At 71.8% G+C, this 19,090-nt stretch carries 17 protein-coding genes; 7 read left to right on the plus strand and 10 right to left on the minus strand.

Features of this window, described 5'->3' with window-relative positions:
* Positions 1 to 85: 85 nt before the first annotated feature.
* From AB0D49_RS17315 to hutU, 3 genes are all read right to left on the minus strand, one after another.
* The gene (locus AB0D49_RS17315; RefSeq protein ID WP_362757878.1) at positions 86 to 1,492 is read right to left on the minus strand and encodes a formimidoylglutamate deiminase; all 1,407 of its coding nucleotides are present in this window, start codon (positions 1,490 to 1,492) and stop codon (positions 86 to 88) included.
* Positions 1,489 to 2,691, minus strand: coding sequence for an allantoate amidohydrolase (locus tag AB0D49_RS17320; protein ID WP_362758383.1), 1,203 nt, complete (start codon positions 2,689 to 2,691; stop codon positions 1,489 to 1,491). The genes AB0D49_RS17315 and AB0D49_RS17320 overlap by 4 nt, the downstream gene beginning before the upstream one ends.
* Positions 2,692 to 2,825: 134 nt before the next feature.
* Complete coding sequence (gene hutU / locus AB0D49_RS17325) at positions 2,826 to 4,535, minus strand: urocanate hydratase (protein ID WP_362757880.1); 1,710 nt, start codon at positions 4,533 to 4,535, stop codon at positions 2,826 to 2,828.
* Between the two features lie 209 nt (positions 4,536 to 4,744).
* On the opposite strand from hutU, the gene AB0D49_RS17330 reads away from it, so the two are divergent.
* The 5 genes from AB0D49_RS17330 (at position 4,745) to AB0D49_RS17350 (ending at position 8,898) form a co-directional block, all read left to right on the plus strand.
* The gene (locus tag AB0D49_RS17330; protein WP_362757882.1) at positions 4,745 to 6,214 is read left to right on the plus strand and encodes a diaminopimelate decarboxylase; all 1,470 of its coding nucleotides are present in this window, start codon (positions 4,745 to 4,747) and stop codon (positions 6,212 to 6,214) included.
* Between the two features lie 172 nt (positions 6,215 to 6,386).
* Positions 6,387 to 6,806: a hypothetical protein gene (locus AB0D49_RS17335; RefSeq protein WP_362757884.1), complete on the plus strand. Its 420-nt coding sequence runs from the start codon at positions 6,387 to 6,389 to the stop codon at positions 6,804 to 6,806.
* Positions 6,807 to 7,303: 497 nt separating this feature from the next.
* Entirely contained in the window at positions 7,304 to 7,969 is a 666-nt protein-coding gene (locus AB0D49_RS17340; RefSeq protein ID WP_362757886.1) for a transcriptional regulator, read from the plus strand.
* Between the two features lie 70 nt (positions 7,970 to 8,039).
* On the plus strand, positions 8,040 to 8,510 hold the full coding sequence (locus AB0D49_RS17345; RefSeq protein WP_362757888.1) for a roadblock/LC7 domain-containing protein: 471 nt from the start codon (positions 8,040 to 8,042) through the stop codon (positions 8,508 to 8,510).
* Between the two features lie 13 nt (positions 8,511 to 8,523).
* Positions 8,524 to 8,898, plus strand: a complete 375-nt coding sequence (locus AB0D49_RS17350) for a hypothetical protein (protein ID WP_362757890.1) — start codon at positions 8,524 to 8,526, stop codon at positions 8,896 to 8,898.
* A 179-nt stretch (positions 8,899 to 9,077) separates the two neighbouring features.
* On the opposite strand, the gene AB0D49_RS17355 is transcribed toward AB0D49_RS17350, so the two are convergent.
* From AB0D49_RS17355 to AB0D49_RS17365, 3 genes are all read right to left on the minus strand, one after another.
* On the minus strand, positions 9,078 to 9,683 hold the full coding sequence (locus AB0D49_RS17355) for a hypothetical protein (protein ID WP_362757892.1): 606 nt from the start codon (positions 9,681 to 9,683) through the stop codon (positions 9,078 to 9,080).
* 129 nt (positions 9,684 to 9,812) lie between these two features.
* Positions 9,813 to 10,673 (minus strand): MurR/RpiR family transcriptional regulator, encoded by an 861-nt coding sequence (locus AB0D49_RS17360; RefSeq protein ID WP_362757894.1) that lies wholly within the window; start codon positions 10,671 to 10,673, stop codon positions 9,813 to 9,815.
* Positions 10,670 to 12,175: an aromatic amino acid ammonia-lyase gene (locus tag AB0D49_RS17365; protein WP_362757896.1), complete on the minus strand. Its 1,506-nt coding sequence runs from the start codon at positions 12,173 to 12,175 to the stop codon at positions 10,670 to 10,672. The genes AB0D49_RS17360 and AB0D49_RS17365 overlap by 4 nt, the downstream gene beginning before the upstream one ends.
* Positions 12,176 to 12,635: 460 nt before the next feature.
* Between AB0D49_RS17365 and AB0D49_RS17370 the strand changes: the two genes are divergently transcribed.
* Positions 12,636 to 12,836 carry a hypothetical protein gene (locus AB0D49_RS17370; protein ID WP_362757898.1) on the plus strand — a complete coding sequence of 67 codons (201 nt, stop codon included), beginning with the start codon at positions 12,636 to 12,638 and terminating at the stop codon, positions 12,834 to 12,836.
* Positions 12,837 to 13,045: 209 nt separating this feature from the next.
* Here AB0D49_RS17370 and AB0D49_RS17375 read toward each other — a convergent pair whose 3' ends face one another.
* The 3 genes from AB0D49_RS17375 to AB0D49_RS17385 form a co-directional block, all read right to left on the minus strand.
* A complete protein-coding gene (locus tag AB0D49_RS17375; protein ID WP_362757900.1) occupies positions 13,046 to 13,732 on the minus strand; it encodes an ATP-binding cassette domain-containing protein in 687 nt (228 codons plus the stop codon).
* Positions 13,733 to 13,775: 43 nt separating this feature from the next.
* Positions 13,776 to 15,878, minus strand: a complete 2,103-nt coding sequence (locus AB0D49_RS17380; RefSeq protein ID WP_362757902.1) for a hypothetical protein — start codon at positions 15,876 to 15,878, stop codon at positions 13,776 to 13,778.
* Positions 15,879 to 16,032: 154 nt separating this feature from the next.
* Complete coding sequence (locus AB0D49_RS17385; RefSeq protein WP_362757904.1) at positions 16,033 to 16,326, minus strand: lactococcin 972 family bacteriocin; 294 nt, start codon at positions 16,324 to 16,326, stop codon at positions 16,033 to 16,035.
* A gap of 433 nt (positions 16,327 to 16,759) precedes the next feature.
* Here AB0D49_RS17385 and AB0D49_RS17390 point away from each other — a divergent pair, with 433 nt between their 5' ends.
* Positions 16,760 to 18,220 (plus strand): glycosyltransferase family 39 protein, encoded by a 1,461-nt coding sequence (locus AB0D49_RS17390; RefSeq protein ID WP_362757906.1) that lies wholly within the window; start codon positions 16,760 to 16,762, stop codon positions 18,218 to 18,220.
* A 408-nt stretch (positions 18,221 to 18,628) separates the two neighbouring features.
* Here the strand turns inward: AB0D49_RS17390 and AB0D49_RS17395 are convergent, their stop codons facing one another.
* On the minus strand, positions 18,629 to 19,063 hold the full coding sequence (locus AB0D49_RS17395; protein ID WP_362757908.1) for a PPOX class F420-dependent oxidoreductase: 435 nt from the start codon (positions 19,061 to 19,063) through the stop codon (positions 18,629 to 18,631).
* Positions 19,064 to 19,090 lie beyond the last annotated feature (27 nt).

Below are 19,090 nucleotides of genomic sequence, written 5' to 3' on the forward strand. Positions count from 1 at the left end.
GTGCGGGGGAGGCTGGTGGTGCCGGGGGCGGGCGGGATGCCGTCGTCCGGTGCGACGACGGCCGTTGCGGCGACCGTGCCGCTGTTCAGGCGCGGAGGGCGGCGACGGCTCGGGCCACTTCGCGGGCCGCGTCGGGGACCAGCGTGTGCGCCCCGTCCCGGACGATCTGGCGTCCGCCCACGACCGTATGGCGTACGTCCGCCGCGGTCGCCGCGAAGACGGCCGTCTCGGCGCCGAGCCGGGGCAGTGGTCCGGCCGTTCTGACGGTGTCGAGGGCGAGGGTGGTGAGGTCGGCGGGCGCGCCCGGCTCGATGACACCGGCCCGGTCCCAGCCGAGGGCCCGGTGGCCGTCGGCGGTGGCGGCCCGCAGCAGCGCGGCGGCGGTCCAGTGGCCCCGGGTGCGGGTGCGCAGCCGCTCGTTCAGCTCCATCGCGCGGGCCTCTTCGAGCAGATCGACGACGGCATGGCTGTCCGAGCCGAGGCTGAGCGGGGACCCGGCGCGTTGGAGGGCGACGGCGGGTCCGATGCCGTCGGCGAGGTCCCGCTCGGTGGTGGGGCACATGCAGGTGCCGGTGCCGGAGCCGCCGATCAGCCGGATGTCGGTGTCCGTGAGGTGCGTGTTGTGGACGCCGGTGGTGCGGGGGCCGAGGACGCCGTGGTCGGCGAGCAGTTGGGCCGGGGTGCGGCCGTGGGCGGCGAGACATGCCTCGTTCTCGGCGGTCTGCTCCGACAGATGCACATGCAGCGGGGCCCGCCGCCGCCCGGCCCACTCGGCGACGACGTCCAACTGCGCCGCGGGCACGGCCCGTACCGAGTGCACGGCGGCCCCGATCCGTACGTGATCCCGTTCCTTGAGAAGTGAAGAGCGTTCCGCCCAGGCGTCCGCGCTGCCGTCGGAGAAGCGGAGCTGGTGGGTGGTGGGGGGCTCGCCGAAGCCGGAGGAGAGATAGCAGGTGTCGAGGAGGGTGATGCGGATTCCGGCGTCGGCTGCGGCGGCGATCAGGGCCTCGCCCATGGCGTTGGGGTCGGCGTAGCGGGTGCCGCCGGGGGCGTGGTGGACGTAGTGGAACTCGCCGACGGCGGTGATCCCGGCGAGCGCCATCTCGGCGTACACGGCACGGGCGAGCGCGTGATAGGTGTCCGGTGTCAGCCGGTCGGCGACCGAGTACATCACCTCGCGCCAGGTCCAGAAGGTGCCGGAGCCGACCTGGACCGTGCCGCGCAGCGCCCGGTGGAAGGCGTGCGAGTGGGCGTTGGCGAGACCCGGGAGGGTGAGGCCGCGCAGGGGCTCGGCGCCGGGCGGCGGGGCGTCGACACCGGGGGTGACGGTACGGAGGGTGCCGTCGGTGACGGTGAGGAGGACGCCGGGCTCGACATGGGTGTCCAGCCAGGCGTGCTCCAGCCAGTAGGTATGGGCGGGGCCGTCGGTGCCGTCGCTTGTGCCGACGGGGGCGCTGTCGGTGCCGTGGGGGGTGCCGGTGCTGCCGGTCATGCGTGGATCAGCCCTTCCAGGACGTCGGCGAGGGCGAGGACTCCGGCCACGCAGTCGTCCTCGGTGGCGGACTCGGCCGGGGAGTGGGAGACCCCGGTCGGGTTCCGTACGAACAGCATCGCGGTCGGTACGGTGCCGGAGAGGATTCCGGCGTCGTGTCCGGCGCCGGTGCCGAGGACGGGGACGGTGAGACCGGTGTCCCGGCCCAGGATGACGCCGATCCGGTCCCGCAGCGCGTGGTCGAACTCCACGACGGGCGTGAAGGACTCCCGGACGACGGCCAGGTCGATCCCCTGGGCGTCGGCGGCGGCGCGGGCGGCCTTCTCGACGGCGGCGACGACGGTGTCCAGGTCGTCCTGGTGCGGGGCGCGGGAGTCGAGCCAGCCGCGCACCAGGGAGGGGATGGCGTTGACGCCGTTGGGTTCGACGGCGACCTTGCCGAAGGTGGCGACGGCATGGGCGAGGGCCGCCTCGCGGCGGGCGGCGAGGACGGTCTCGGCGTAGGGCAGCATCGGGTCGCGCCGGTCGGTGAGCCGGGTGGTGCCCGCGTGGTTGGCCTCGCCCCGGAAGTCGAACCGCCAGCGGCCGTGCGGCCAGATGGCACTGGCGACGCCCACGGCGTCACCGCTGAGGTCCAGGGCGCGGCCCTGTTCGACATGGAGTTCCACGAAGGCGCCGATCCGGGCGAACCGGTCGGGGTCGGCGCCGATCGCGTCCGGGTCGTACCCGGCGGACTCCATGGCCCGGGGCAGGGTGATGCCGTCGCCGTCGGTGAGGCGGTGGGCCTGGTCGCGGGTGAGCTGTCCGCTGCTGAGCCGGGAGCCGACACAGGCCAGCCCGAAGCGGGCGCCCTCCTCGTCGCCGAAGTTGACGATGCCGAGGGGCTTGGTGAACTCGGTTCCCCGGGCGCGGAGTTCGTCCAGGGCGGCGAAGGCGGAGACCACGCCGAGGGGGCCGTCGAAGGCCCCGCCGTCGGGCACGGAGTCGAGGTGGGACCCGGTGACGACGGCGTCACCTTGGGCGGGGTCGCCGAGCCAGGCCCACTGGTTCCCGTTCCGGTCGGTCTCCTGGACCAGGCCGCGCGCCTGGGCCTGTTCGGTGAACCAGGCACGGCACTCGGCGTCGGCGGGGGTCCAGGCGAAACGGCGGTAGCCGTGGGAGCCGGGGTGGCGGCCGAGGGGGTGGAGGTCCTGCCACATGCGGTGGAAGGAGGGGGTGGGGGTGGCGATGGGGGGCGCTCCGGGTTTCGGGGTTCTCGGGGTCGCCGCCGGGGTCACCGGGGTTGCTTCGGTCGCCGGAGTCGCCCGCGTCACCGGGTCGCCGTCACGCTGATTCACGCGCCGCCCCCTTCGCCGCCCTGGCCGCCCGTGTCGTCCCCGCCGTCCGTGTCGCCCTCGCGCATCGGCACCCGTACGCCCTTCTCCGCCGCCACGTCCTCCGCGAGGTCGTAGCCCGCGTCGACATGGCGGATGACGCCCATGCCGGGGTCGTTGGTCAGGACGCGGCGGATCTTCTCCCCGGCGAGGGCTGTGCCGTCGGCGACGGTGACCTGCCCGGCGTGGATCGAGCGGCCCATGCCGACGCCGCCGCCGTGGTGGAGGGAGACCCAGGACGCCCCGGAGGCCACGTTGACCATGGCGTTGAGCAGCGGCCAGTCGGCGATGGCGTCGGAACCGTCGAGCATCGCCTCGGTCTCCCGGTAGGGGGAGGCGACCGAGCCGCAGTCGAGGTGGTCGCGGCCGATGACCAGGGGCGCGGCCAGTTCGCCGCTCGCGACCATGTCGTTGAACCGCTCCCCGGCCCGGTCCCGTTCGCCGTAGCCGAGCCAGCAGATACGGGCGGGCAGGCCCTGGAAGTGGACGCGTTCACCGGCGAGTTTGATCCAGCGGGCGAGGGACTCGTTCTCGGGGAAGAGGTCCAGGATCGCCTGGTCGGTCTTGGCGATGTCGGACGCCTCGCCGGACAGGGCCGCCCAGCGGAAGGGGCCCTTGCCCTCGCAGAACAGGGGGCGGATGTAGGCGGGGACGAAGCCGGGGAAGGCAAACGCCCGCTCATATCCGGCGAGTTGGGCCTCGCCGCGGATGGAGTTGCCGTAGTCGAAGACCTCGGCACCGGCGTCCTGGAAGCCGACCATGGCCTCGACGTGCCGGGCCATGGACTCCCGGGCCCGGATGGTGAACCCGGCGGGGTCGTCGGCGGCGGCGGTGGCCATGTCCGCGTGGGCCACGCCGAGCGGGAGGTAGGAGAGCGGGTCGTGGGCGGAGGTCTGGTCGGTGACGATGTCGACGGGGGCGCCCAGGGCGAGCAGCCGGGGGAAGACCTCGGCGGCGTTGCCGAGGACGCCGATGGACAGCGGACGGCGGGCGTCGCGGGCCTCGACGGCGAGCCGCAGGGCGTGGTCGAGGTCGTCGGCGCGGACATCGAGGTAGCGGTGCTCGATCCGGCGCTCGATGGCCCGGGGGTCGCAGTCGACGCAGATCGCGACCCCGTCGTTCATGGTGACGGCCAGCGGCTGGGCGCCGCCCATGCCGCCGAGTCCGGCGGTGAGGGTGATGGTCCCGGCGAGCGTGCCACCGAAGCGCTTGGCGGCGACGGCGGCGAAGGTCTCGTAGGTGCCCTGGAGGATGCCCTGGGTGCCGATGTAGATCCAGGAACCGGCGGTCATCTGGCCGTACATGGTCAGGCCGAGGGCCTCCAGGCGGCGGAACTCCTCCCAGTTCGCCCAGTCGCCGACGAGGTTGGAGTTGGCGAGCAGGACGCGCGGGGCCCACTCATGGGTCTGCATCACCCCGACCGGGCGGCCGGACTGGACGAGCATGGTCTCGTCCTGCTTGAGGGTGCGCAGGGTGCGGACCATGGCGTCGAAGGAGCGCCAGTCGCGGGCGGCCTTGCCGGTGCCGCCGTAGACGACGAGCTTGTCGGGGTGTTCGGCGACCTCGGGGTCGAGGTTGTTCTGGAGCATCCGCAGGGCGGCCTCCTGCTGCCAGCCCAGGGCGCTCAGTTCCGTTCCGCGGGGGGCTCGGACGGGCCGGGGTCCTGACATGGTCTGCCTCCTGGCTGCTCGCTCCGGTGACCGGGACGTCGTCGGTGCCGTCCGGTGTCTTTCACGTGCGGTGTCTTCCACGGGCGGTGGCGCTCCGGTGCCGTGTCGTCCACGTGCTGCGATTATTCACATCCTGATCCGCTGAATAGAGCTAGTCAAGGGTGGGGGCCCGGACGGGGCCGGTGGCGGGCGCGTGTTTGGCTGGACCCATGGGTTCGTACAGCGAACGGAACGGGACGGACGGGACGGGGGACGCCATGACGGACGGTACGGCGGGCGCGCGGGGCGCCGCAGGGGAGCACGGCGGGGGCGGCGGGGGCGGCGGGGAGCGGGCCGCGCGGCGGGACGCCGCCGTACGGGCGGCCGTGGAGCAGGGGCTGCTGGGCCCCGGCGCCCCGCTCGTCGGACTGCTGGACGTGACCGGCGTCCGGGAGTCGGCGGCGGCGCTGCGGGCGGCGTTCGCGGAGGTGACCGCGCCGGGCACACCGGTGCTGCACGCCTTCGCGGTGAAGGCGAGCCCGCTGGTGGCGGTGCTGCGGCTGCTGGGCGCGGAGGGCATCGGCGCGGAGGTGGCGAGCCCGGGTGAGCTGGCGCTGGCGCGGGCGGCGGGGCTGCCGCCGGACCGCACGGTGCTGGACTCCCCGGCGAAGACCCCGGCCGAGCTGCGCGAGGCGCTCGCCCTGGGCATCGCGGTGAACGCCGACAATCCGCAGGAGCTGGACCGGATCGACGCCCTGATGCGGTCGGCGCCCAGCCGCTCCCCGCTGGGCATCCGGGTGAACCCGCAGATCGGCGGCGGGGACATCTCGTCCACCTCGACGGCGACGGCGACCTCGAAGTTCGGGGTGGCGCTGCGCGACGAGGGGGCCCGGGAGTGGGTGGTGCGGGCGTACGCGGAGCGGCCGTGGCTGAGCCGGCTGCACGCGCACACCGGGTCGCAGGGCATCCCGCTGGAGCTGCTGGCGCGGGGCGTGGCGGAGACGTACGCGCTGGCGGAGGAGATCAACGAGCGCCTCGGGCGGCGGCAGATCGACACCCTGGACATCGGCGGCGGGCTGCCGGTGAACTTCGGCTCGGACGCCGAGAGCCCCACCTACGCGGAGTACGCGCGACTGCTGGCGCGGACCGTGCCGGGGCTGTTCGACGGGCGGTACGGGCTGGTGACGGAGTTCGGGCGGTCCCTGCTGGCCAAGCACGGCACGGTGGTGGCCCGGGTGGAGTACGCCAAGAGCGCGGGCGGCCGGCCGGTGGCGGTGACCCACGCGGGGGTGCAGGTGGCGACCCGGACGGTGTACGCGCCGCAGTCCTGGCCGCTGCGGATCGCCGCGTACGACGCGAAGGGGCGGGCGAAGACCGGGCCCGAGGTGGTGCAGGACGTGGCGGGTCCGGCGTGCTTCGCGGGCGATCTGCTCGCCGAGGGACGGGCGCTGCCGCTGCTGGAGCAGGGCGACTACGCGGCGGCGCTGGACACGGGCGCGTACTACTTCGCCCACCACTACGCGTACAACTCGCTGGCCCGGCCGGGGGTGTACGGGTTCGTGGCGGGCGGGGAGCGCGCGGCGGACGGCTCGGGCGGGGTGGTCTTCGCCACCGTGCGCGAGCCGCAGCGGGTGGAGGAGATCGTCGCCGAGTCGGGCGGGGCGCACGCCGACGCGCTCACCGCGCTGGGCTCCCCCTGATCCCGCCGGGAGAAGGAGTTGGGCCAACCGGCGTGCTCCACACGCCAGTTGGCCCACGCTAGTACCCCGGATGCATGTTCCACGGGAAAATGCCAGAACTGCCACCCCCCTGCCGCACTGTGCGTAGCGTCGATGTCACTCAGGCGAACACCAGGCGGGAGGGGAGACCGGCGTGCCCGGAATCGACGAGTGTCTGCTGGAGACGATGCGGTTGCCCGGGGCCCGGGGTGCCGCGCTGGTGGACTGGACGAGCGGACTGGCGCTCGGGGTCGTCGGGGAGTTCCCGGGCGGTGACGCGGAGGCGGCGGCGGCCGAGGCGGCGGAGCTGGCCCGCCCCGCCGCCGAACTCACGGTCTTCGCGGCCGAGGACGGCCCCCGGGGCGCCGGGCACGACGGCACCCCGCACCCGGCCGGTACGCCGGTCGAGGAGCTGATCGTCACCAGCCGGGACGGCTACCACGTGCTGCGCTATCTGCCGACGGCCTTCGACAGCACGGTCGTCCTGCATGTGTGGCTGGGCCGCGCGGACGGCAATCTCGCCCTCGCGCGTATCCGGCTGGGGGAGATAGCCGGACGGCTGGTGCTGGGATGATCATGGTCGACCTCCCGAAGCCCCCACCGACGTCTCCGCCGACGCCCCTGCCGACTCCTCGTCCGGCGTCCCATCCGACTCCTCGTCCGGCGTCTCCGCCGACTCCTCGTCCGGCGTCTCGTCCGACGTCCCCGCCGACTCCTCGTGCGACGCCCCCTCAGGCGCCCCCGCCGACCCCTCGTGCGGCGCCCCCTCCGACCCCTCGTGCGGCGCCCCCTCCGACCCCTCGTGCGGCGCCCCCTCCGGCGCCCCCTCCGACGCCCCCGCAGACCCCTCGCCCGACTCCCCCTCCGACGCCCCCGACTCTTCGTCCGACGCCCCCTCAGGCGCCCCCGCCGACTCCTCGTGCGGCGACCCCTCCGACACCCCCGCCGACCCCGCGCCCGGCCGCACCACCGCCCCCGCGCCCAGCCGAGCCCCCGCTCCCGGTCCGCCAGCGCCAGCGCCACCGCCGCCCCGCCGCCGCCCCCGACCCGGACACCGGCGCCCTGTCCCCCATGCTGACCCGCCTCGCCGCCGAGCGGGCGACCGGCACCCTGCACCGTGAGCGCGGCTCCCTGCATCTGGCCCACGGTCAGGTGGTGCACGCCGAGAGCCCCTCGTCCCCCGGCGCCGACACCCTGCTCCGGGCAGCCCCCGCCCACCCTCCGCTCCCCCGGGCCGCCCTGGAGCTGTGCCGCCTCGCGGCGCTCTACGACGCCGCGTACTTCGCGCTGGCGCCGAGCAGCGCGCCGGGCCGTTTCCGGTACGGGACGGCGGCGGCGGACGGCGGGACGCGACCGGTGCCGGTGGCGGTGCTGGAGCGGACGGTGCTACGGCGGCGCGCGCTGCTGGACCGGATCTGGCCGGACGCGCGGGCCGACACCGCGCCCCTGGTCCGGACCGGGGACGGAAGGGAGCCCGGCGCGGCCCGCTCGGTCACCGCGCGGCAGCGGGCCGTACTGGAGTGGGTGGACGGGGTCCGGACCGCGCCGGACATCGCCCGGGAGCTGCGGCGGCAGGGGTTCCACACGCTGGTGGACGTCCGACGGCTGGCGGCGGCGGGCCTGCTCCACCCGGCCGTACCGGCCCCCACTCCCCCACCCATGACCCGCCCCGACCCCGACCCCCACCCCGACATCACCCTGCTGAAGAGGCTCAGGGATGCGCTGGAGGCCCTTTGAACGCCGAAGCCCGCACACCGGTGTCTCCGGTGCCGTCCGCTCACCCCGCACCCCCGACGGAAGGCACCCCATGAGCGGCCCCCCGCCCCCACCCGAACCCACCGTCCTGGACGAACTGCTCCGTCTGCGCGCCCTGCTCCCCCAGCTCACCGGCGCCCTCGCGGCCGGGGTCGACGGCCTGGTCGTCGCCCATGACACCCCCGGCGTCGAACCCGAGGGCCTGGCCGCCCTCACCGCCGCCGCGCTGGGCGTCGCCACCCGCACCACCGACGCCACCGGCAGAGGCGGCCTGCGCGAACTGCTGCTGCACGGCACCCGCGGCTATGTCGCCACCTACGCGGCGGGCCGTACGGCGGTGCTGACCCTGCTCACCGAGGACCGGGTGAACGTGGGACGGCTGCACCTGGAGGGCCGTCGCGCGGCGGCCCGGATCGGTGAGCTGATCGACGCGGCGCCGCCTCCGCGCACGGCGGCGACCGGCCCGCGAGCCCCGGTCGAGCCCCGCACACCCCTCATGAACAACACCCGCAAGGAAAGCTGAGAGGACACACATCATGGCCAACACCGAGACCGCCCTGAAGGAAGCACTCGCCTCCATCGAGGGCGCCACCGGAGTCGCGCTCGTCGACTACACCAGCGGCATGGCCCTGGGCACCCTGGGCGGCAGCAAGGACTTCGATCTGAACGTGGCCGCCGCGGGCAACACGGACGTGGTGCGCGCCAAGATGCGCACGATGGAGCATCTGGGGCTCAAGAGCGAGATCGAGGACATCCTGATCACCCTCTCCGACCAGTACCACCTGATCCGGCTGCTCAAGGGCCGCGGCGGCAACGGGCTGTTCCTGTATCTGGCGCTGGACTCGAACCGGGCGAACCTGGCGATGGCCCGGCACCAGCTGAAGCGGATCGAGGAGGAACTGGAGGTCTGACGGCCCGCCACGGGCACGGCGGACACCCTGGCCCGCCCACCAGCGGCACGGCGAACGCCCCGGCACACCCACCAGCGGCACAGCGGACACTCCCGCACACCCACCAGCGGCGCGCCACGACCCCGCCCCCGCCGACGCGGCCACCGCCCCTCCCCACGCCCCCTGGGCGCGGCGCCGGTTCAGACCAGCGCCGCGCTCCGCCGCCGCGCCCCGCCCGGCGCCGCGTCCCCCGCCGCGATCCCCGTACTGCGATACCCCCGCACCGACTTCCCCGCCGGGCGCCCCGCGTCCGTGCCGAGCCAGTCGACCCGCACCCACAGCAGGGCGTCCCCGTCCCGCTCGCGCCGCCCGAGCCAGAGCGCCTTCAGCCGCAGCCCCGCCCCGCACCCGGCGAGCAACATGCCCCCGGCCGCGGGCACGGCGAACGCGCTGCCCAGCGCGGCGGCGAAGGCCAGCGCCAGCCACCAGCGATGGCCGCGCCGCCAGAGCCGGGTGGTCACCGCCCGGTCCTGGAGGATGTCGTGCTTGCCCGCGCGCGAGGCGCCGCGCGCCAGGTCGGCGTACCGCTTGCGCCCGCGCAGGGCGACCGCGGCGAGCGCGACGAGGAACAGCGCGGCCCCCGCCATCACCCCGATCCGGCGCCCGGTGACGCCCGGCACCAGCACGCCGACCCCGGCGGCGATCACCCCGAGCCACCACATCGGCGCCGATCCGGCCCGTACGACGACGGCCACCCGGGCCAGACCCTGCGCCCTGCCCTGGCCCTTGCGCTCCGCCTGTGCCATGTCCCTGCCGCCTCCGTCTCGTCGTAGCGCTTCCGGGCGGCGGAGACTAGCGGCACAAGCTGAGACGAGTCTGAGAACCCACCCCCACAACCGCCGGAGAACCCAGCCCCACGGCCGCCGGAGTGAGACTCACTCCACGAACAACCCCCGCGCCGCCGCCCGCGCGTCGAACTCCTCCAGCCGGGCCTGCGCCTGCGGCAGGTCGTCGCACATCGCCTCCAGCAGCACCCGCCCCAGCAGCATCGGCGCGCACGCGGTGTCGAAGGCGAGCCCGGTGCCGACGGCGGCGGGCAGCAGCAGGTCGGACACCTTGGCGACCGGCGCGAACGCGGAGTCGGCGACGGTGACCACGGTCAGCCCGGCCTCCTTGGCGTACACCAGGGTCTCGACGACCTCGCGCGGATGCCGGGGCAGCGCGAAGCAGAGCAGGGCGGTGGCTCCGGCGGACACGGCGGCGGCGATCCGGTCCTGGAGCATGGTGCCGCCCTCGGCGAGCAGCCGTACGTCCGGATGGACCTTGGCGGCGAAGTAGGCGAAGCCGGTGGCCTGGGCGGCGGCGGCGCGCAGCCCGAGCACCGGCAGCGGGCGGGACGCGGCGAGGACCTGTCCGGCGCGCTGGACCGGCGACGGGTCGGCGAGGGCGTCGGCGAGCGCGCGCAGATTGTCGATCTCGGCCTCGACGGCCTGCTGGTACTCGTTGTGGGCGCCGGTGTCCCGGACCGGCCCGGCGGGCACGACCTCGCGCAGATGGCGGCGGAGCGCCGGGTAGCCGTCGAAGCCGAGGGCGACGGCGAACCGGGTGACGGAGGGCTGGCTGACCCCGGCGAGTTCGGCCAGCTCCACGCTGGACAGGAAGGGCACGTCGGCGGCCCGGCGCACCATGCTGTGCGCGATCCGGCGCTGGGTGGGGGTGAGCCGGTGGCCCTCGAACAGGGTGTGCAGCCGGGTGGCCGCGCTGTCGGCGGGCGGTCGGCTCTGGGCGGCGGTCATGGTGAGGTGGTGCCCTTCCACAGTTCGGTGAACCGGTCCAGCAGTACGGCGGCGGCGCTCACGTCGTCGGTGAGCGGCCGGTCGGAGAGGTCGGGATCGAGCACGGACTCGGCGAGGGCGAGGGCGTGCCCGGCGGGCAGGTCCGGGTCGGGGCGCAGATCGCGCATCCGCAGCGCCCGTACGGCGGCGACGAGTTCGCAGCCGACGACCAGCCGGAAGGCGTCGCAGGCGCGCACGCTCTGCCGGGCGGCCAGGGAAGCGAAGCTGGCCTGTTCCTCGACGCCCCGGGAGAGCACGGCGTGACCGAGGGAGGCGGGCGCGGAGAAGGCACGCAGATCACCGAGGGCGGCCCCGGCGGCGTACTCCAGGATCATCACGCCGGAGGCGGCGGCCTCGTGGTCGGCGAGGAACGGCTTGAGCCGGGTGTAGGCGGGCTCGTTGAGGGTGGACAGCCGGGAGGTGGAGAGCCGGGCGACCTGGGTGAGGGCGAGCCGGAAGTGGTCCAGGGCGAGTGCCAGTTGCGCCTGGTAGAAGCCGCCGTGGTGGTAGGCGGCGAGGTCCTCGGCGGAGATCAGCGGGTTCTCGGCGGCGGAGTTCACCTCGACGGCGAGGACGTCCTCCAGCGCGTCGGCGGCGTCGTGCGCGGGCCCGTGTATCTGCGGCAGGCACCGGAAGCCGTACGGGTCCTGGAGGCGGCCGAGCGGTGGGGTGGGCCGGTCGGCGGCGCCGATCAGCCCGCGCATCCGCCGGGCGACCTCCAGGGACCCCTTGTGCGGGCGGGCGGCGTGCACGGGGGCGGCGTACGCCTCGTGCGAGCCGTCCACGGCGATCAGGGAGAGCGCGGCGACGACCTGGGTGGCGGCGATCAGCCCACGCAGCTCGTGCAGGGCGAGCGCGGCCTGACCGAGGGTGAGGGCGTTGGAGCTGATCAGGGCGAGGGCGTCGTTGTTGTCGAGCGGCTGGGGCGCCGGGGCGCCGGTCCCCGACCAGGGGTGCTCCCCGGCGAGCGCGAGACCGAGCTGGGCGAGCGCGGCGAGGTCCCCGGTGCCGACGGACCCGAACTCGTTCACGACGGGGTGGGCGCCGTGCTCCAGCGCCTCGCACAGCGCGTCCACGACGCTGGGCCGCAGTCCGGCGCCGCCCGCGAGCAGTTGGTTGGCTCTTATGGCCAGCATCGCGCGGACCTGGCGGGCGGGCAGTTCGGCGCCGATGGCCCCGGCATGGCTGCGCAGCAGCCGCAGTCCGTGCCCGGCGGCGGAGTCGGTGGGCAGATCCTCGGTGCGGTTGGCGCCGACGCCGGTGGAGCGGCCGTAGACCCGTCCGGTGGCGGCGATCCGGCGGGCCGCGTCCCAGGACACCTCGACGCGCTTCATGGCCTCGGTGCCCGGGACGGGCCGGGCGGCGCCGTCGGCGAGCCGTACGACGTCCTCGACCCGCAGCCCGATCCCGTCCAGGACGACGATCCCGGCCACGGGCGCCACACTCGACGACGACCACGCCACGGCAACGCTCCCCTCGGTCCCCCGCGCCCACGGACACCCTCGGCGCCCGCTCCCCCCTCAGCGTATTCACGCACCGAGAACTCTGCATGACCCTATGCAGAGCGGCAAGGGGAGAACGGCAGCGGTGGCGTCAGCTGAGAGCCGAAGGTCGAAATGAGAGTCTGTGCGACGGCCGGGTCATCGTGATCGACGGTTCCGGGGACCGCAAGGGCGGCACCACTACCGCGCAGGTCAGCCGGTAGTGGCCGGGCCGTTATGTAGAGCCCGACAACGGCATCGTCACGGTGACCACGGTGGTGGACCGACGGCCGCGTGTACTACCCGCGGCAAGCGACTCCCCACACCCCCGCCCGCCACTTCGCCTGCAGTCCGGTCCGATCCAGCCTTCCGCCCGAAGCCGCAGCTGGCTGCTGCTCTTGCGACCCGCGGGAAAAGGAAGCTGGTCTCGACTGCCGGGCCGGTGGTCGCCGACTGCGCCGTCGTGGCCACCACCGACCCGGCCAGCCTGCCGAGAACTGGCCACCACCTGACCCACCCCGATCTGTCCCAGGCCGTCACCGGCCCGCACCCGCCGGCCGACCTATCCAAGACCGTCGGCCTCTACGGCCTGTGGCGGTGGATCCAACGGAGCTACACACAGATCCAGGACGAACTCGGCTAGGCCGGCTTCCAAGGCCGGTCCGACCGCGCCGCCGCCACCAGACCCTAGTCAACTGCGCCTTCTCGATCTGCTGGGACCAGTGGCTCGCCCCCGCCATCACCCTCACCCAGTGGTGGCGAGCCTGGACGGACACGGACCCACCCTCCGAGTTCCAGACCCTGATCAACGCGGTCGCCACGGCATTGACCTCTACCGCCGGATTTGACGAACTACCGGCGAGTGGTGCTGATGGGGGCGGTCAGTCGCTGCGGGTCACATTCACTTTCGCCCAGGGCGAAAGCCCGGTCGCACTGCTCGCGAACTGGGGTGCTGTGGGTGGCGATGACGACAGCGCATCCCGCCTCGCTCATCGCGCGGAGAACATCGACCACCATGTTCGCGTTGGCGTCGTCGAGGGCACCGGTCGGCTCGTCCGCGAGCACCAGAGCAGGCCGCTTGACCATGAGACGGGCGAGGGCCACGCGCTGTTGTTCCCCACCACTGAGATGGTGGATCGTCTCTTTCTCCCTGCCCCCCAGGCCCACGCGGTCCAGAGCCTCGGCGATGTTCGTGCTCGGCTGGTCCCGCGAGTATCGGCGCGGCTTCACGGCCACTTTGAGGTTCTCGGCAACAGTCGCGTTCTCGATCAAAGCGTAATTCTGAAATAGGTAGCCGAGCGCGTCACGGCGGAACCCACGGATCTCGCGCCGACCAAATCGAGTGATGTCCTTGCCCTCATACTGGATCGCCCCCGTGCTCGGCTTGTCCAGCAGACCGAGACAGTTGAGGAGGGTCGACTTTCCTGAACCGCTGGGCCCAATGAGGGCGAGCATCTCGCCACGGGCGACAGTGAAGGCTACATCGGACCACAGGGTCCGGGAACCGTAGGACTTCGAGAGATTCTCGATATCGATCACGACAGTACTCCTGCTGAGGGGAAGGGGATCGCAGGTACGGGTCTCACGCCGCAGTCGCCCCCTCCCTGACGATGCGGCGGTGGAAGACGGCGAGAGCAAGGAGCACAGCACCGAATTCGATAGACACGAGCCCGGCAATGATGCCTAGATCCAGTCCGGTGAGCTCGACGAGCGGCCGGGGAAGGGGAGCACCTGACGCGGCGATCCGTTCCAGGTCCTTGTTGCGCATCCATGTTTCGAAAGGCACCCGGGTGGCGAGGAGGAAGGCGATGGCCGCCTCCACGCCGAGGATGAAGCGGTGAGTGGCCACGTATCTCCACCCATTGATGTGCTGCGCGAATATGGACTGAGAATTCTTGCGCGCGTAGATGACACAGATGCCAACGCCAGCGATGAGGAGGACACTGACCGTCAGCGCGAGATTGAAGAGCTGCACCCGGAACTCGGTGACGACCTCTCTCATCTTCAGCGCGGAGTTCTCAGCGACGGGGCGGAGCGCCACGACGTAGACACCCAGTCTCTTTCCCTGAATGGCGCCTACCACGTCTTCAGGGTCAGGAAAGACGATCCCCTCCTGAGCGGCGAACGCGGTGTAGCCGTCGTCGGACACGAAGCGTGAGCCGTTGGGGACCACGACAAGGACCGGGTCCTGCACAAGAGAGCGGTCCTCCTTCTGACTGTGGGCCGCGTTGTAGACCTGGTTTCCGGGGTTGTAGGTGAAGACGCTCTGACCGCTCTTGGCCGGGGCCATCTCCAATTGGGTCCGGGGGTCGAAATCCGGAGCCAGCACTCCGGCGACCGCCTTGGTGAGGGCCGCCTCGTGTCCGCGGATGGCTTCGGGAACGATGAGCCGTACCCGGTCTCCGTTTGCCGCCCGGCCATTCCGGGCCGAGGGCAGGTAGCGCTGCCCCCCCGGGTCGAGAACGGGCTGTTCGGTGAGGAATCTTTCGTTCACCACGAGTACTTCGCCTGGCGGGAGGTGTGACCCCGGCACCAGGCTCTGGAGGTCTCTGCGCCCGGCGAGAATGACCTCTCCGTTGCCGTCGGCCCGGCGCAGCCACGGGCCAATCTCCTCGACAACCCTCTCCCTCTCGCCGGAAAGGCCTCCGTTGAGGCGGATGGTGACGGCATCGCCCGCCTCGGCATAGGCCGACCGGTTCTCCTGACGCGTCTCCATGTCTCTGCCGACCGCTGCGACGTCGGTGGCGACGCTGAGTGCGAGCAGCAGGGCGGGGATACGCACCAGATACACGCCGACGGAAGCCGCCCGAGCGGGCAGGGCGCCCTTCACTGCTCGCAGTACGTCGACCTTGAACGTCAGGGCGATCACGGCCACATGAGTGCTGAGCACAAGGAGAAGGAGCAATCCGGCCAGGATGGCGGCTAGCGCGCCGAAGAGGGAGAGCCAGGCAAAGCCGTTGTAGAGACCGAGGAAGGCGAGTGCCACCGCGACTACGGTACCGAGCGCCACCGCCCAGGGCACCAATAGTTGCCTCAAGTCACGGACGAGGATGCCCACTAGGGAGAAGCCCTGCAACCGCAGAATCCCATAGGTCCTCGCGGACAGCAGCACACTCGCGCCGGTGAGGGTCACGGCAGCGAGAGCGATCACCCAGAACGACCAGTACATGACGCTATTGGTGTAGGTGGTGGCCAGTTCGCCATACGAGAGCGGGTGGGACACGTCCGCCCGCAGGCCGAGGCCAGAGAGCTCTGCGACCAGCAGATCCGCAGCCTCCGGCGGCCCGAACACATAGTAGTGGCCGCGCGGATCACGCTGTCCGATGTCAGCGATCGGATGCACGTCCGTACTCAGGGTCGAGCTGAAGGCCGGATAGCCCTCGTTCAGCCATGCGCTGACTCCGGACGGGTCTTCACCTGCGGCCATGTACAGATGGCGGCGACCATCAGGTTCCCTCAGGTCCGGCACCTCACGAGCCACCGAGACGCCGTGCTCCTCGGCGAACGACGAGATCGATCGGGCGACCTGGGCGCCACTCGTCGAGTCATCGGAGTCGAAGACAAAGATCACGGCCGAGTTGCCGAGCACCTCGTCCTCGTCCAGTTCCCGGACAAACAGGAAGGCCAGCACCGCAGCGAAGAACATAACGGCGACGTGAACGAACTTGATACCTCGGTGCAGCATCGGCTTCCTATGTCGGACCGCTGGTGTGGGCTCACGAGACCGCCCTGGGCCGGTGAGATGTGGCGAGAGAAAGGCTGCGGAGGGCGGAGGGCGGAGGACGGACCACCGTGAGCCCCGGTGACGTCGACACCGGGGCTCACGGTAGTACGTGGGATCAGAGCGAGCAGCCCTTGTCCCAATAGGCCTTGCCTGTACCGCCGCTGAGCTCAGCCGATGCCAGGGCCCACGGTCCGGGCGCGGTGCAGCCGCTGTAGGCCCAGTAGTCGCCGTCGGCCGAGGACGAGTGGTTCACGGAGGCATGCTTGTAGTTCGACCAGACGCTGCAACAGCCGGTGCCGTACGCCCACTCACCGCCGCCCACGTTGACGGAGGCTATCGCCGGAGCGCCTGCAGCCACGGTGAGGGCGACAGTCGCGAACATGACCTTGAGTACGTTCTTCGGTCTCAAAGCTGAACTCCTAGCCCGTAGGGGAGTGCACGGCCTGGGCCTGCACCCTTGCACTCATTGACGCGAACAGAACAAGAGTCTGACTACTCGCAAAGATCATTGACAGCCGCAAATCATGTGACGCGGACCACAAAGATGATCTCCGGCCAGAATGAAGTGGTATCCGTGAGGCTTTCGCCCGACCGTGCATCCATCCGAGTCGCACGCCTGTCGGTATGCCCGAAGTGCGGGGTGTGGAAGTGGCCTTCGTCTCCCAGGGGCACGGGTTGTCGCCCCTTCGAGAACCGCGCAGACTGACCCGGCCACCCCGTCAGTGTGATCGTTCGTCGACTCACAGCCAGCCTCAAGATCGCTGACCCGAAGACACTCCCGCTGACGTCCATCCCTCGCTGACTGCGGTCCGCGCTTCTCACCTCAGGCCCTGAATATCTCCATGAATCCCCCCATAATCTCCCTGCGGCACCGTCTGCCCATCTGGCTGATACCCGCCCTGTGGACCCTTGTCCTTGGCTCGTGGGGTTTGTCCCGCCAGCACAGCGTCTGGCGGGATGAGGCCGCGACCTGGCAGGTGGCCGAGCGTTCAACTGCCCAGATATGGCACATGCTCGGGCAGGTCGACGCCGTCCACGGGCTGTACTACCTGTTCATGCACGGCCTTTTCACCTGCTTCGGCCCCAGTACGACGGCGCTGAGGCTGCCATCGGTTCTCGCCATGGCGGTAGCGGCGGGGTGTGTGACCGTCATCGGACGTCGACTGGCTGGTGGCTGGGCCGGCTTGGGAGGCGGCCTTGCGTTCGGGCTCCTGCCGGCCGTGCAGTTCCAGTTGCAGGAAGGCCGCCCGTACGCACTCGTCACGGCCGGGGCAGGGGTCTCAACGCTCCTGCTGGTGACCGCCCTCACTGCCCGGCGTCAGCGGCCGGGTCTCTGGGTGGCGTACGGGGGCGTCGTGCTGGTGTGCGGACTGCTGAACTGGTTGTCGCTGCTGATCCTGCCTGCCCACCTGGTGACCCTGGCGTGGACGCGATCCGGGCGCGGACTGTGGAAGCGCTGGGCGGTGGCCTCCGCGGTCGGCACCGCGTGTGTCGTGCCACTGATCCTCTTCACGCGAAGCCAGTCGCAACAGGTCTCCTGGATACCGCCGTTGTCGTGGCACATGTTGATCGGCCCGGCGGTTCTGCTGGCGATCGGCGGCCTCGGAGCGCTGACGGACCGGCGGCGCGGGAGTGACCCGTCCGTCGCGACTGTCGGGTTCCCCCTGCTGGCGGTGCCTCAGATCGCCCTGATCGGCATCTCGCTGATCCGGCCGATGTTCCTGGAACGCTACATACTCTTCAGCTACTTGGGCCTGGCTCTGCTGATCGGTACCACGCTGGGCGCTGCGGTACGAGCGGCGACCCCGAGGTTTCCCAGGGCCTACGTGTTCCTGCTCCCCGCGATACTGACTGCGGCAACGGTGGCATTGCTGCCGCAGTCGCTGGTCAAGCGGTCCCCGGCGAGCCGGGTGGACGACGTCCTCGCCATCGCGTCGGACGTGCAGCGACTCAAGCGGCCCGGCGCCGGGGTGCTCTTTGTGCCCGCCGCGCGGCGCGACACCAAGTCGGTCTCCCCCGACGCCTTCACCGGCCTCAGGGACATCGCCCTGGTGGAGAGTCCAGAGGCGTCCGGAACGCTCAAGGGCGTGGAGGCGGACCCGGTGCGGATCCGCGCCGCGATGCTTGCGCAGACGGAGATCTTGCTGGTGACTGATGCCCCGGAGGCCGCGTCGACCGTGACATCTGCCCGGGACAAGGCGAAGCTCTCAGTGCTGGACAAACACTTCAAGGTGGTGACGACCGAGCAGGACCGCGGCCGGCAAGTGACGGTGTACCGGAGGCTCGGACCCGCCAGGTCCTGAGCCGGGACGACCCACCGGGCTTGAGCCCGCCCGCCGCTGGCCATGCGTGCGCTCCAGACGTTTCACTTTGATCTCCTGAGCGCGGTCGACCGGCAGGGCGGGCAGACGGACAGCCGGTCATCGCCTGCATCGAGCAGCGCGGCTTCGGCGAGGACAGTACGCGTCTGAGCAAGCCAGTCCATCACCCGCCGCCATCGACGGTCACTGCCTACCGGTGCTGGAGTGGCAGGCCATCGTCCACGACAACAGCGGCGGCGCGATGGCGATCTGAGGGCACAGCCAGCGAGAAGCCCTTGGTTGTCTCCACTCTCATCCCATGTCCCAGAATGGCCTCGACTTGAGATTCATCAAATGAGCAGTGGCCAGGTCAGAGGGCATGTCACGTCTCATCTTGTGCAGCGGTTCTCATCAGCTGAGACGGGCCCCATACACCCGCTCCACCGTCATGGTGATCAGCACCCGCCGGTCGGAGACCATCACCGCGCGGTACGCCTCCCAGTCCTCGTGCTCCTCGGGAGCGGCCAGCCGGAAGTACTCCACCAGCGCCTCGACCTCGGGCCCGTGCGGGTCGGTGCCGGGGCCGGTGAGCCGGACCGTGCCTTCGGCGGTGGCCCAGGACATGCTGTCGACGCTGGTCACCTCCAGCGCGGCACGCGGGTCCCGGCGCAGATTCGCCACCTTGGCGGTGCCTTCGGAGGTGGAGACGTAGAGCAGCCCCGTCCCGGGGTCGTAGTGCGGCATGACGGGCGAGAGCTGGGGCCGCCCGTCGGACTTGAGGGTGGCGAGGACCCCGAGCTTGCGCTCGGCGAGCAGGGCGTGCGGATCGAACGGCGCGGTGGTCATACGAACATCATCGGCCAGGCCCGCGCG

Source organism: Streptomyces sp. NPDC048290 (assembly GCF_040652095.1).
Lineage (GTDB): Bacteria > Actinomycetota > Actinomycetes > Streptomycetales > Streptomycetaceae > Streptomyces.